Annotated in this window: 13 protein-coding genes; 6 read left to right on the top strand and 7 right to left on the bottom strand. The window is 70.0% G+C overall.

Annotated elements, in window-relative coordinates; all coding sequences use genetic code 11:
* Positions 1 to 209: 209 nt before the first annotated feature.
* Positions 210 to 944, bottom strand: coding sequence for a methyltransferase domain-containing protein (locus ACM6LU_RS09430; protein ID WP_414937246.1), 735 nt, complete (start codon positions 942 to 944; stop codon positions 210 to 212).
* A gap of 109 nt (positions 945 to 1053) precedes the next feature.
* Between ACM6LU_RS09430 and ACM6LU_RS09425 the strand changes: the two genes are divergently transcribed.
* The 5 genes from ACM6LU_RS09425 (at position 1054) to ACM6LU_RS09405 (ending at position 6067) form a co-directional block, all read left to right on the top strand.
* Positions 1054 to 1929 (top strand): ParA family protein, encoded by an 876-nt coding sequence (locus tag ACM6LU_RS09425; protein ID WP_409491694.1) that lies wholly within the window; start codon positions 1054 to 1056, stop codon positions 1927 to 1929.
* A 5-nt stretch (positions 1930 to 1934) separates the two neighbouring features.
* Positions 1935 to 2738: a DNA-formamidopyrimidine glycosylase family protein gene (locus ACM6LU_RS09420; RefSeq protein ID WP_414937245.1), complete on the top strand. Its 804-nt coding sequence runs from the start codon at positions 1935 to 1937 to the stop codon at positions 2736 to 2738.
* Between the two features lie 125 nt (positions 2739 to 2863).
* Complete coding sequence (add, locus tag ACM6LU_RS09415) at positions 2864 to 3913, top strand: adenosine deaminase (protein WP_414937244.1); 1050 nt, start codon at positions 2864 to 2866, stop codon at positions 3911 to 3913.
* A gap of 377 nt (positions 3914 to 4290) precedes the next feature.
* Positions 4291 to 4854, top strand: coding sequence for a GNAT family N-acetyltransferase (locus tag ACM6LU_RS09410; RefSeq protein WP_414937243.1), 564 nt, complete (start codon positions 4291 to 4293; stop codon positions 4852 to 4854).
* A 163-nt stretch (positions 4855 to 5017) separates the two neighbouring features.
* On the top strand, positions 5018 to 6067 hold the full coding sequence (locus tag ACM6LU_RS09405) for a quinone-dependent dihydroorotate dehydrogenase (protein WP_414937242.1): 1050 nt from the start codon (positions 5018 to 5020) through the stop codon (positions 6065 to 6067).
* On the opposite strand, the gene ACM6LU_RS09400 is transcribed toward ACM6LU_RS09405, so the two are convergent.
* The 4 genes from ACM6LU_RS09400 to ACM6LU_RS09385 form a co-directional block, all read right to left on the bottom strand.
* Entirely contained in the window at positions 6027 to 7661 is a 1635-nt protein-coding gene (locus ACM6LU_RS09400; protein WP_414937241.1) for an amidase family protein, read from the bottom strand. The two genes, ACM6LU_RS09405 and ACM6LU_RS09400, sit on opposite strands and share 41 nt — an antisense overlap.
* Before the next feature lie 460 nt (positions 7662 to 8121).
* The gene (pspM, locus tag ACM6LU_RS09395) at positions 8122 to 9102 is read right to left on the bottom strand and encodes a phage shock envelope stress response protein PspM (protein ID WP_414937240.1); all 981 of its coding nucleotides are present in this window, start codon (positions 9100 to 9102) and stop codon (positions 8122 to 8124) included.
* A 72-nt stretch (positions 9103 to 9174) separates the two neighbouring features.
* Positions 9175 to 10026: a PspA/IM30 family protein gene (locus ACM6LU_RS09390; protein ID WP_414937239.1), complete on the bottom strand. Its 852-nt coding sequence runs from the start codon at positions 10024 to 10026 to the stop codon at positions 9175 to 9177.
* 234 nt (positions 10027 to 10260) lie between these two features.
* Positions 10261 to 11148, bottom strand: a complete 888-nt coding sequence (locus ACM6LU_RS09385) for an RNA polymerase sigma-70 factor (protein WP_414937238.1) — start codon at positions 11146 to 11148, stop codon at positions 10261 to 10263.
* A 173-nt stretch (positions 11149 to 11321) separates the two neighbouring features.
* Here ACM6LU_RS09385 and ACM6LU_RS09380 point away from each other — a divergent pair, with 173 nt between their 5' ends.
* Positions 11322 to 11807 carry a carboxymuconolactone decarboxylase family protein gene (locus ACM6LU_RS09380; protein WP_414937237.1) on the top strand — a complete coding sequence of 162 codons (486 nt, stop codon included), beginning with the start codon at positions 11322 to 11324 and terminating at the stop codon, positions 11805 to 11807.
* Between the two features lie 56 nt (positions 11808 to 11863).
* On the opposite strand, the gene ACM6LU_RS09375 is transcribed toward ACM6LU_RS09380, so the two are convergent.
* Complete coding sequence (locus ACM6LU_RS09375) at positions 11864 to 12310, bottom strand: helix-turn-helix domain-containing protein (protein ID WP_414937236.1); 447 nt, start codon at positions 12308 to 12310, stop codon at positions 11864 to 11866.
* Positions 12311 to 12411: 101 nt separating this feature from the next.
* On the bottom strand, positions 12412 to 12858 hold the full coding sequence (locus ACM6LU_RS09370) for a CinA family protein (protein WP_414937235.1): 447 nt from the start codon (positions 12856 to 12858) through the stop codon (positions 12412 to 12414).
* Between the last annotated feature and the right edge of the window lie 41 nt (positions 12859 to 12899).

Genomic DNA, 12899 nt, shown 5'->3' with positions numbered 1-12899 from the left:
TGCCGGACACGTTTCGCCAGGGCGCACGTAGTCGATGTCAGCTGCGGTGGTCATGGAGGCGCCCTGCCAAAACGTTTCCGGGGGCCTTCGGCCCAAAGAGGGCGCGCGACGGTGAAGTCGCCGTCGGGCGCGGGGCGCCCTCCGGCGACCTTACGGGCACGTTAGCCCGGACCACCGACAATTCCCTGCCGGGGTCAAGCCGGCCGAGGTCAGGCCGGGCGGCGCGCCAGGATGTGCAGCCTGCTGGAGATGTCCCGCAGCGGCGAAACCGACGCCGCCGCCAGCTCGAACTCCGCCAGGTCTTCTTCCCGCACCCCGCCGGGCACGAAGTCCGCCACGACGCCGTCGCCCTGCAGCGAGACCACTTCGAGCCCCACCGCGGTCAGCTGCGCCTGGAGGGCCTCGGCGTCGAAGCGTCGCAGCACGGTCTCCCGGCCGCCGCCCAGGACACCGCTCTCGGCCGCGAGCAGTTCCCGTGCCTCGCCGAGCCGCCCGGCCAGCGCGCGCTGCAGGATCGCGGCGTGGCGGTTCGCCACCAGCACCGAGACCGCGCCACCGGGTTTGACCGCGGCGGCCAGCGCGGCGAGCACCGCCGCCGGGTCGTCGACGACTTCGAGCAGGCCGTGCGCGAGCACGAGGTCGGCCGAGCCCGCCGCGACGTGGGCGCCGAGCGCGTCGGAGTCGTCGGCGATCACCGTGATGCTGCCGGAGACGCCCTCTTCCTCGGCGCGGCGGCGCAGGGTCGCCAGCGCGTTGGGGTTCGGCTCGACGACGGTCACCAGGCAGCCCGCCGAAGCCAGCGGCACCGCCCAGCCGCCGCTCCCGCCGCCGACGTCGACGACGCCCGGCTGTTGTGCGCCTCGCGCTCGGGCGGCCCGGAGTTCTGCTTCGAGAACCCGGCGTACCGCCCCCGATCCCCGCGTGGCCACGGTGTCCGTCTTCATAAACGCACAGGGTAATCCCCGCCCTCGAGCGACCTGCGGGTGTAGTCCGATGCGGTGTTCGACACCTTGCCAAGGAGCCACCCGGCCGACTGCCCGTAGGCTGTATCGAGTGCACACGGTCGCTGTTCTCAGCCTGAAGGGTGGCGTCGGTAAAACGACGGTCGCCCTCGGTGTCGCGTCCGCCGCCCTGCGCAGGGGCACCCGGACCCTCGTGGCCGACCTCGACCCGCAGGGCAACGCCACCACCTCGCTGGACCCGCCCCTCACCGACCGTACGCTGGCCGACGTCCTGGAGACGCCGGTGCGCTCGGTACTCGAACGCGCGATCGCGCCCAGCGTGTGGAGTGACCAGATCGACGTCCTCGTCGGCGCCGAAGAGCTGGAGATGCTCAACGAGCCCGACGCCGACAACCGGCGCCTGGAGAACCTCTCCCGCGCGCTCGACGAACTGCACACCAACCCGCTGCGCGAGGAACCCTACGAACTGGTGATCCTCGACTGCCCGCCGTCGCTGGGCAGGCTGACCCGCTCGGCCCTGGTGGCGGCGGACAGCGCCCTGATCGTCACCGAGCCGACGATGTACGCCGTCTCCGGCGCCCGCCGGGCGCTCGAAGCGATCGAGAAGATCCGCGAGGAGCAGAACCCGGGGCTCCGGCCGATCGGCGTCGTGGTCAACAAGCTTCGCGTGCGCTCCTACGAGCACCAGTTCCGCGTCGCCGAACTACGGGAGAACTTCGGGCCGCTGGTGATGCCGACGGCCATCCCGGACCGGCTCGCGGTGCAGCAGGCGCAGGGCGCGTGCAGCCCGATCCACGAGTGGCACTCCCCCGGCGCGCAGGAGATCGCCCTCACCTTCAACATGGTGCTGGCGAAGGTCCTCCGGTCGAGCCGGGCCGGACGGCATCGCGTCCGCGGCGACGAAGACGCTCCCGAGCCCGAGACCACCGAAGCCCCCGCCAAGCTCAGCGACACCGGCACGGGTTAGCGCCGATGCCCGAAGGCGACACCGTCTTCCTCGCCGGCAAGGTCCTCGACAAGGCGCTGGCCGGGAAGACCCTCGTGCGCGGCGAGTTCAGGGTGCCCCAGCTGGCCACGTCGGATCTCGCCGGGCGGGATGTACTCGGCGTCGCAACGGTCGGCAAACACCTGTTGACCCGGTTCTCCGGCGACCTCACCCTGCACAGTCACCTCCGGATGGACGGCAAGTGGGCGGTCTATCCGGCGGGTGCCCGCTGGCGCCATCCGGCGCATCACGCGCGCGTCATCCTGGCGGCGGAAGGGGTGCAGGCGGTCGGTTTCCGCGTGCACGACCTCGAACTCGTTCCCACGGGCGAGGAAGACCGGCTCGTCGGTCACCTCGGCCCGGACCTGCTCGATCCACAGTGGACGGACCAGCTCGCGGAGCGGGCGGCGGCCGCGCTCGCCGCGGACCCGGACCGCGAACTGGGCGACGCCCTGCTGGATCAGCGGATCATGGCCGGGATCGGGAACATGTACAAGGTCGAGATCTGCTTCCTGCTCGGCGTCACGCCATGGACCCCGGTATCCGGGGTGGACCCGGCGAAGGCCGTCGCGCTCGGCCGCAAGCTGTTGAAGGCCAACGCCTGGCGCACCTCGCAGACCACCACCGGTGATCTGCGCCGCGGCCGCGAGCACTGGGCCTACGAACGGACCAAACAAGGCTGTTTCCGCTGCGGCGGGCGGCTCCGGATCGCCCCACAGGGCACCGGGCACCAGGCGAGGCCGACCTGGTTCTGCCCGAAATGCCAGTCAGGACCCGCTCCCAGTGGCTAAGCTGGCCTCGTGACGCTGTTCAAGCTCCCGCTCTACGGGACAGACACCGAACGCGGCGACCTCGCTCCCTGAGCCGCCCGCTCCCTCCGCACGTCACCCTTCACCTCCTTTCAGGGAGCTTTGTCATGCCCGGATTCCTCACGGGCGAGGCGCTGCGCGCGTTCGTGCACGCCCTGCCCAAGGTCGAACTCCATGTCCACCTCGTCGGTTCGGCGAGCCTGCCCACGGTGCTGGAACTGGCCCGGCGGCGCCCCTCGGCGGGGGTACCGACCGAGGCCGACGCGCTCGCCGACTTCTTCACCTTCCGCGACTTCCCGCATTTCCTCCGCAACTACCTGGCGGTGACGTCGCTGGTGCGCGACGCCCGCGACATCCACACCCTCGTCACCGGGCTGGCGGCCGATCTGGCCGCGCAGAACGCCCGGTACGCCGAGGTGACCGTGACGCCGTACAACCACGTCCTCGACGGGATGTCCCCGGACGATCTCCTCACCGGTCTCGCCACTGGGCGAGCCGCGGCGCGAGCGGACCACGGGGTGGAACTGGCCTGGTGTTTCGACATTCCCGGTGAGAAGGGGGTCGTCGCCGGGCGCGAGACGGTCGTGTTCGCGCTCCGCGAACGCCCCGAAGGCCTGGTGTCCTTCGGGCTCGGCGGACCCGAGGTCGGCGTCGGCCGCGCGCAGTTCGCCCCGTTCTTCACCACGGCACGGGAGGCGGGGCTGCACAGCGTCCCGCACGCCGGTGAGACGACCGGGCCGGCCACCGTCTGGTCGGCGGTGCACGACCTCGGCGCCGAGCGGATCGGCCACGGCGTCGGCGCGTACACCGATCCGGCACTACTGGAACACCTTGCCGCACAAGGGATCCCGCTGGAGGTCTGCCCCACCTCGAATGTCCGAACAGGACAGTTCCGGTCGATCGAAGCGCATCCCGTGCGACGGTTGCTCGACCACGGCGTGGTGGTCACGCTCAACACCGACGACCCGCCGATGTTCGGCGCCACGCTCGACGGCGAGTACTTGGCGGTGGCCGAAACGCTGGGCCTGACCACGACCGAAATCGCCCGATTCGCGCAGAACGCGGTGAACGCGTCTTTCCTGGCACCGGCGGCCAAGACCGCCCTGTTGACGGAGATCGGAGAAATCTTGTTGCAGGACCCCGAAGTCCTCGCATAGCGTGGTGGTACACGAGAGAGGAGGTGGTCCAAAGTTGTATTCCAACAGGACTCGTGAGGTGACTGTCCGCTAGCGGACGGCACGCGTAGGACTTTTGAGCAGCGATACAACGCAAGTTGGAGCCACCTTCGGCTCGTCGTCTCTGCTTCGCGTGGTGCCTGATAGCGAATACCAGGCAGTCACCGGGCCCCCGAGGTACCCGAGCACCGGTCCGGCTCGGGCCCGGCCGCCGATTCCGGCGTCCGGGAGCCGCCTCGGGGTACCCTCATTTCCGGGTCGTTACTCCTTTCGCGCGGCCAGACGGACCGCCCACCGTCTTGGAGAACCGTCCGCCGCTGTTTCGCCCCCGGACCCCGAAGACTGGATAGCCTGACGCCATGTTGAGGCCCGATTTCCCGATCATCACCCCGCGCCTTACCCTCCGCGCTTTCAGCCCGGACGATCTCGACGAACTCAATTCCTTCCAGTCCCGCGCCGACGTCGCCCGCTACCTCTATTGGAGCCCGCGCAGCCGGGCCGAATCCGCCGCCGCGCTCGCGAAGCGCGTGCACAGCGGCAGCCTGTCCCAGGAGGGCCAGTTCCTGGCCGTGGCCGTGGAGCTGACCGAGACCGGGCAGCTGATCGGCGACCTGAACCTCGAGTACCTCAGCAGCGAGCACCGGCAGGGCGAGATCGGTTTCGTGTTCCATCCCGATCACCACGGCAAGGGGTTCGCCGCGGAGGCCGCCGTCGAACTGCTCCGGCTCGGCTTCGAAGACCTCGGGCTGCACCGGATCATCGGCCGCTGCGACGGCCGCAACACCGCGTCGGCCACGCTGATGGAACGCCTCGGCATGCGCAAGGAAGCGCATCTGCGGCAGAACGAGATCGTGAAGGGCGAGTGGTGCGACGAACTCGTCTTCGCGATGCTCGAGGACGAGTGGAAGGCGCGCCTCGCGTAACCGAATGGAGATCACGCGTGATCAGGTGGAGATCACGCGTGATCTCCGCCTGATCACGCGTGATCTCCATTCAGGCACGGGTGATGTCCGTCTCGACACGGGAAGCTAAGGCCTTGGGCGAGCACGATCGAGCGGCACGGCGGCCACCAGGCATGATGGGGCCGTGTTCTTCGACAAGATCGTCCGCCCCGCTCTCTACCGGGTCTCCGGCAGCGACCCCGAAACCGTGCACGAGCGCACCATCGGCACGCTCGCCAGGCTGAGCCGGGTCCCCCCCGCGCTCGGCGCGCTCGGCCGCGTCTACCGGACGGACGATCCGGTCACCTTCCTCGGGCTCCGCTTCCCGAACCGCGTCGGCCTCGCCGCCGGGATGGACAAGAACGGCCGGGCGCTGCACGCCTGGCCCGCGCTCGGCTTCGGCTTCGTCGAGGTCGGCACGGTGACCCGGCACCCGCAGCCGGGCAACGACAAGCCGCGGCTGTTCACCCTTGCCGAGACCGACGCGGTGATCAACCGGATGGGCTTCAACAACGAAGGCGCGGAAGCACTCGCCGCCCGCCTCGCCGCGGGCGGGAAGCCGCCGGTGCCGCTCGGCGTCAGCATCGGCAAGTCCAAGGTGACCCCGCTCGACGAAGCCGTCGAGGACTACCGGTTCTCACTGCGTGCGCTGTATCCGTACGCCGACTACTTCGCGATCAACGTCAGTTCGCCCAACACACCGGGATTGCGGGCGTTGCAGGACAAGTCCGCGCTGGCCGAACTGCTCTCCGAACTCCGCGAGACCTCCACGGCACTGGCGGGCGAGGCCGCGCCGACACCGGTGCTGGTGAAGGTCGCCCCCGACCTCACCGACGAAGCCCTCGCGGAACTGCTGGAAGTCTGCCTCGAACACGGTGTCGCCGGGCTGATCGCGACCAACACGACGCTGTCCCGCGAAGGGATCGCGCCAACGGAAGCGACCGTCGGCGAACAGGCGGGCGGACTCTCCGGCCGCCCGCTCACCGCCCGCTCGGTCGAGGTGGTGCGGTTCGTGCACGACGAGACCGGCGGCAAGCTGCCGATCATCGGCGTCGGCGGGATCTTCGACGCCGGCGCCGCCGCCCGGATGCTCGACGCCGGCGCCGGTCTTGTCCAGCTCTACTCCGGTTTCGCCCTGCACGGTCCCGGTCTGGTCAAGCGGGTCGCCCGAGGTCTCGCGGCCCGGCCGTACTGACGAACCTGAGATAGGCACGCCAGCACCGGTACCGCGTCAATTCGGTGGCCGTCGCCGTCGCCGACTGGTCACAGAGGACGGCCAGCGGGGTTTCGCCGCCGTCCAGCCGGATCCGGCCGAGCACGAACGGTTCGGCCAGCGTGGCGGCGAACGCGCCGAGAGCGGCGGGTGAGAGGCGCCAGCGTTCCCCCGACAGCATGGTGTGCTCGCCCGGGGCGCTCACCGGCACCACGCCCGGCTGGGGTGGGTCGGTCGGCAGCAACAGCATCCGGTAGCCCTCACCGGTCTGGACCAGGCCGGTGAACCGTGCGCCCGCAGCGACCAGCCGTCCGTTCAGCGGCTGACCGCGCAGGTGCGCCCCGAACACCACGAGGTCCGCGCCCGGTGCGGGATAAGGGAAATCGGCCTGTTCGTCGGTGAGCACGGCGGCGAGGTCGATGGCGACCTGGTCGTCGAACGGCCGCACCACCACCGACACCCCGTACGGCCCGAGATCCGACGGCGACGACGGCACCGTGACCGCGGCGAGGTCGAGCAGGTTGACGAACGCCGTGAACCGCTCCAGCCGTTTCGCGACACCGTCCGGATCGGACAGCGCCTCGGTGACTTCGGGATGGTCCGCGACGGTCGGGAGGACCAGGGCGTCGTACTCGGACAGCGTCCGGAGCGCGAGCATCCCGGCCTCGGCGACCCGCCGGCGATCGGCGGTGAAGCCGTCGTCGTGGATCAGCTCGCCGACCGACAACAGCGCCGACACCTCCACCGTCTCCACGACGGCCCCGGACGCTCGCAGCGCCGAAACCGCGCCGACGAAAGCGGACCGGGCCCGCAGCGAGAGACCGGTGAGCGTTTCGGAGCCGGGGATCGCCACTCGCGGCCGATCCCCCGCGGAGAGCCGGACGTCGGGCGGCCAGTCCCGCGCGAGCGGGTCGATCCCGTCGGGACCGGTCATCAACCCCAGCGCGCGCTGGCCGAGGGTGAGGCTGCGCGCGAACAGGGCGATCCCGCCGCACGGCGCGGCACCGGTCTTGGGCACGAGGCCCAGCGTCGGCTTCAGCCCGACGATCCCGTTGAGTGAAGCGGGCACCCGGCCCGCTCCCGCCGTGTCCGTCACGACCGCCAGATCGACCAGGCCGAGCGCGACGGCGACGGCCGCGCCGCTGCTCGCGCTCCCCGAGACCCTGGCGGTGTTCAGCGCGGCGCTCACGGCGCCATACGGGCTGTGGGTGTGCTCGAGGTCGCTGCCGAACCGGTCGCAGTTGGTCTTGCCGACCACCACCGCTCCGGCGGCGGCCAGCCGGGACACCGCCGGGGCACCGACGCAGCAGACGTCCTCCCCCGCTGTGGGAAGACCGGCGACGTCGATGACATCGGCGACCGCCACCAGGGTTCCGGCGAGTGGGAGGTCCGTCCCGGCGCGTACGCGTTCATCGACCGCCTTCGCGTCCACGAGGGCGTCTTCCAGGGGGCGGAGCATGATCCAGACGTCGGGGCGGTCGACCTCGGTGATCCGGTCGTAGGCCGCGACGACGCGCTGGTAGGAGCTGGGCGGCGGGGTCGGGATCGGCTCTTGTTCCGGGGGGAGCGTCGTCACTGGGCGTCCTTTCCTCGATGGGGACGAGAAAGACCACTGCGCGAGATCCACTGTGTCCGGTCCGCCACCCTGGAACGCCCGCTCACGCGGGCTGGGTTCAGGCCCGAGCTGGGAGGAGCACTGCGTGCATGAGAGAAACGTTAGGCATCGCGGGTTGCCGTCACCAGCGGTTTCGGGCCACACGCGCGTTTCGGTATCCCACAGTGAGCGAGTCGTTACGCAATGGAGTATTAGCGACGACGAATGAGACGATTGTCCAGGAAAGCGCCTGCTTAGAAGCTTGCGGTCGGAGCGGCTGGGTGGATTCTGGGTCGTCCCCCGCACCGGAATCCACCCAGTCTCGCCATTACCCGCCCGATCGCGACTTGGTCAGCTGCTCGGGCCTGCTCACCCCCGCGCGGTGCGGATATCCCCCTGTGGCGTGGGGCCTATCTACCGATCTACGAGACAACCGCCTCGCTCAGGAAAGTTCGCGCAGCGCCATGGCCAGTCCGGCGAGCTTGTCGGTCGCGTCGGAGAGCGACTCCTTGGACGACGTCATGCCGTCCGAGCTCGCGGCGACGGTGTGTCCGGCAGCGGCGACGAGACCGCCGTAGCCGTCGAGGCCGTCGTCGAGCTGGACGCGCAGTTGCTTGACGGCGGCGTCGAGAGCGCCCCGCTCGCGCTCGGGAGCGGCGTCACGGCCGCGTTCGATGGCCTGGATCCGGCCCGCGAGGCCACGCAGGGCCTGCGCCGCCTCCGTGGCGGTGGCCCGGGCGTCCGCCACGGCGATCTCCGACACCGGCATGGTGCCGAGCGACGTCGGCTGCGAAAGCTGGCGAAGCAGCTCCGACAGCGAAGCCTCGCTTTCGACGAGGCGTTCCATCGGCTCCCGCGCGACGGATCGCGCCGGGGGAAGCGGTGGCGGAGCGGCGGGCGCGGCGGGCAGCACGGTGCGCTTGAGCGTCCGCAGCCGCAGTCCCGACCGGACACCGAAAGTGCCGAAGACGATGGTGAACGCGCTGCCCGCGATGGCCTGGAGGATGTCGGCCTGTCCCGACTTCAGCAGGCCGGTGCCCGCGACGACGGCGAACAGTCCACAAAGGATGGTGAGGAGGATCCAGAACGTCATCGCACGGGAAGTGCGGCGCTTCTGTCGCTCCAGTTTGGCGGCCGGCTCGTTCCAGCGGGCCCATTTGGCCTTCGCCTCGGCGACGACCGGGATCTGCCCCGCGGCCATGGACGTCAGCTGCTGCGACATCTTCGGCATCGGGGGCATCTTCGGCATGAGCGGCCGCGGCGCGGGCGGCGTGGGTGTCGACGGCCGGGAACCCTGCTCGGAGGGCGGGATGTAGCGCTGCAGCTTCTCCTGCGCGCGCTGGGCGTAATCGGGCAGCTTCTCGATGTGCTTCTCCAGCTTGGCGGTGAACTCCCCGAAGTCCTTGCGCCTGCCCTGGCCCATTGCCCTCGCCCCTCTGATAGGTGAGTCCGGTCCCGCACCCCGCGGGGTGCGGGACCGGCTCTAGGTGATGTGTCAGGCGGGGTTCTTGCCCTGTTCGGCCTGAACCCGTGCCTGGATCTCACGCTGGATGTCCGCACCGCTCGACGCCTTCGGCGCGGCGGCGGCGGCGGTGGTCTTGCCGTCGGTCACCTGCGCGACGGAGTCACCCTTCATGGAGGCGCGGATCTGCTCCAGACGCGAGTGTCCGGCGAACTGCGTCGTGGAGGCCTGGACCTCCATCATCCGGCCCTGGACGGAGTTCTGTGCGAGTTCGGCCGAGCCGAGCGCGGTGGTGTAGCGCTTCTCGATCTTGTCGCGAACGTCTTCCAGTGACGGGGTGTTGCCCGGCGCGGCCAGCTGGCTCATCTGGTTCAGCGAAGCGGAGACCTGCTCCTGCATCTTCGCCTGCTCCAGCTGCGAGAGCAGCTTGGTGCGCTCGGCCAGCTTCTGCTGCAACATGGTCGCGTTGCGCTCGACGGCCTTCTTCGCCTGCTCCGCCGCCTGAAGCGACTGGTCGTGCAGGGTCTTCAGGTCTTCGATGCTCTGCTCGGCGGTGACGAGCTGTGCGGCGAAACTCTCCGCCGCGTTCTCGAACTCGGTCGCCTTCTGCTCATCGCCCTTGGCACGCGCCTCGTCGGCGAGCACCAGCGCCTGGCGGGTCGAAGCCTGCAGCTTCTCCACGTCGCCGAGCTGACGGTTCAGCTTCATCTCCAGCTGACGCTGGTTACCGATCACCGAGGCCGCCTGCTGGGTCAGCGCCTGGTGATTGCGCTGCGCCTCCTCGATGGCCTGCTGGATCTGTACCTTCGGGTCGGCGTGCTCGTCGATCTTCGACGAGAACGCCGCCATCATGTACTTCCAGAACTTCACGAACGGGTTGGCCATCTCCTCCGCCTGCCTTCTCGCATCCCACGGGCTGTTACCTCGAGGTGGGGCGTCCCCTCTTGTGATGTTGCAACGTCCCGACCCCGGCGTTGAGTTCCATCGTGTCAGGTCGGCGTCCCGTGTTCCAGGCGACCCCGACGGAATTCAGGGATCCCCCTGACTGTGATGTTCACGACCTTTCAGGTTCGCCGGGTGGTGACCCTGGGTGAAGACGGCTGGAATACGAGCCCGGACTCAGCGGCGCAGGGTGGTCGCCCGCTCGATCCGCGTGAGCTTCTCAGGGTTGCGCACGGCGTAAAGGCCGGTGATCAGGCCGTCGTCGACCCGCACCGCGACGACGGTGTCGACCTCGCCGCCGAGCCGGAGGATCAGCGCCGGATGGCCGTTGACCTGCGCCGTCCGCATCGTGGCCGCGTCGTCCCTCGCCGGACGGCTCGTGGCCAGCAGCGGCGCGACGCGGGCGGCCCCGACCACCGGTTCCAGCACTGCCTGCACCACTCCGCCGCCGTCGCCGAGGAAGACGACGTCCGGTGCGAGGACGTCGAGCAGCCCCTGCAGGTCACCTGTTCGGACCGCCCGGTGGAACGCGTCGAGCACGCCACGGGTCTCGGCCGGGGACGCGGCACCCCGCGGCCGCCGGGCGGCGACGTGCGCCCGGGCCCGGTGAGCGATCTGGTGGACCGCGACCGGGGTCTTGCCCACGGCCTCGGCGATCTCGTCGTAGGCCACGTCGAACACCTCACGCAGCACGAACACCGCGCGTTCGGTCGGCGCGAGGGTCTCCAGCACCAGCAGCATCGCCATCGAAACGCTGTCGGCCAGCTCGACGTCCTCGGCCACGTCCGGCGTGGTCAGCAGCGGTTCGGGCAGCCAAGGACCGACGTAGGACTCCTTGCGTCGGCCGAGGGTGCGCAGCCTGCCGAGCGCCTGCCGGGTGGTGACGCGGACCAGGTAGGCCCGCGGGTTTTCCACGGTGCCGTGCTCGACGCCCGACCAGCGCAGCCAGGTCTCCTGGAGGACGTCCTCCGCGTCGGCGGCCGAGCCGAGCATCTCGTAGGCGACGGTGAACAGCAGGTTCCGGTGGGCGACGAACGCCTCGGTGGCGGGGTCCGGGGCGGGCATGGGTGGCTCCTGTTCCCTCTCGACGGTTGTCGCGCACAAGACACCGGACCTCGCCGCTTTCTGACACCTGAAGGACGTGTTTCACGTCACCTGATCGTGTTGTCAGGCCGGGCGGGTCAGCGGCATCTGGTGGTCGTTCGCTTCACCACCCGATCATGAATGAGGACGAAGTCATGGACAGCCGTTTCGATTTGAACAGCACCGAGCTCGGCGCCAAGCTCGGCAAGCGTTTCGCCGCCGTCAGTGTGGCGATCAAGGGGTCGACGCTGCCGAAGGTCACCCAAGAACTGGTGTCGCTGCGGGCCAGCCAGCTCAACGGCTGCGGGTTCTGCGTCGACGCGCACGCCAAGGACCTGACGGCGGCAGGCGAACCCGCGGTCCGCGTCAACCTGGTCGCCGCCTGGCGCGAATCGACCGTGTTCACCCAGGCCGAGCGGGCCGCGCTGGTCTTCGCGGAGGAAGGCAGCCGCCTCGCCGACGCGCACCAGGGCGTCTCGGACGAGACCTGGTCGCAGGTGTGCGAGCACTACGACGACGACCAGATCGCCGCGCTGGTCTACCTGGTCGCGATGATCAATGCCGCCAACCGGCTGCTCGTCGTCACGCACACCAAGGGTGGCTCCTACCAGGCGGGCGCGTTCGACAGCGCCGCGAGCTGACCCAGGAACGAGGAAGGCCCCAGGCGGACTGCCCGGGGCCTCTCACGTCACAGCTGCTAGGCCGCGACCATCTTCGGTGCGGCGATCGTCGTCCGCAGGGCCGGGCTCATCCGCGGCGGCGGCGAGATCCGCAAGTCGGCCAGGTCGTTACCGATCAGCTCGGATACCAGGCGCCCACCTTCGAGACCGGCCTCGGCGCTCTCACGCTCCGGAGCACGGCGCTTGCCCGCCTCGACCTTCTCGTCCACCGGGGCGACCTCGACATTGTCGATCGCCGAGACGTCGGCGGCGACCTTGTGCAGGAGTTCGCCGAGCGGAAGCTCCAGGGCCTCGCAAATGGACGCCAGCAGCTCGCTGGACGCTTCCTTCTGCCCGCGCTCGACCTCGGAAAGGTAGCCAAGGCTCACCCTGGCGGCGCGGGAGATGTCCCGCAGCGTTCGACGCTGGTTCGTGCGGGCGTGTCGGAGCCGGTCGCCGATCGCCTCGCGCAACAGCACGGTCATCACGCGCCTCCCTTCCAGGACTGACTGCCCCCTACGTTACCCAGTGCGGTGCCCTGGGCGCAGGTGTTGACACGGCAATACGCCAAGGGCGAACGCGGCGATCATGCGAGATGTTCCCCCAGCAGGGCGAACGCGCCGCGGACGGCCCCGGCCCTGACCGAAGCTCGATCACCGCTCAAGTCCAGCGTACGGACGGTGAGCACGGCCGGCCCGGCGAGCCCGACATGGACGGTGCCGGGTGCGATGCCGTGCTGCCCCGCCGGACCCGCGACACCGGTCAGGCCGAGGCCCCAGGTGGCGCCGCAGCGGTCTCTCGCGCCGGCGGCCAACTGAGCCGCGACCTCGGGATGAACGGCGCCATGCGCGGCGAGAAGGTCTTCGTCGACCCCGGCGAGCGAAGCCTTGAGATCGGTGGCGTAGACGATCAGCCCGCCCCGGACGGCGGCACTCGATCCGGGGACGCGGGTCAGCGTCGCGCAGACCAAGCCGGCGGTCAGCGACTCGGCCGTCGCCACCGTCTCCCCTCGCTCGATCAGGTGAGTGATCAAGGTCTCAGGTCCAGCTATGCCCCCGCCACCACCCTCAGCGG

This window comes from Amycolatopsis sp. cmx-11-51 (genome assembly GCF_047608665.1).
Taxonomy (GTDB): Bacteria; Actinomycetota; Actinomycetes; order Mycobacteriales; family Pseudonocardiaceae; genus Amycolatopsis.
The sequence above is the reverse complement of the archived record's forward strand: the minus strand, read 5'-3'. Positions and strand labels throughout refer to the sequence as shown.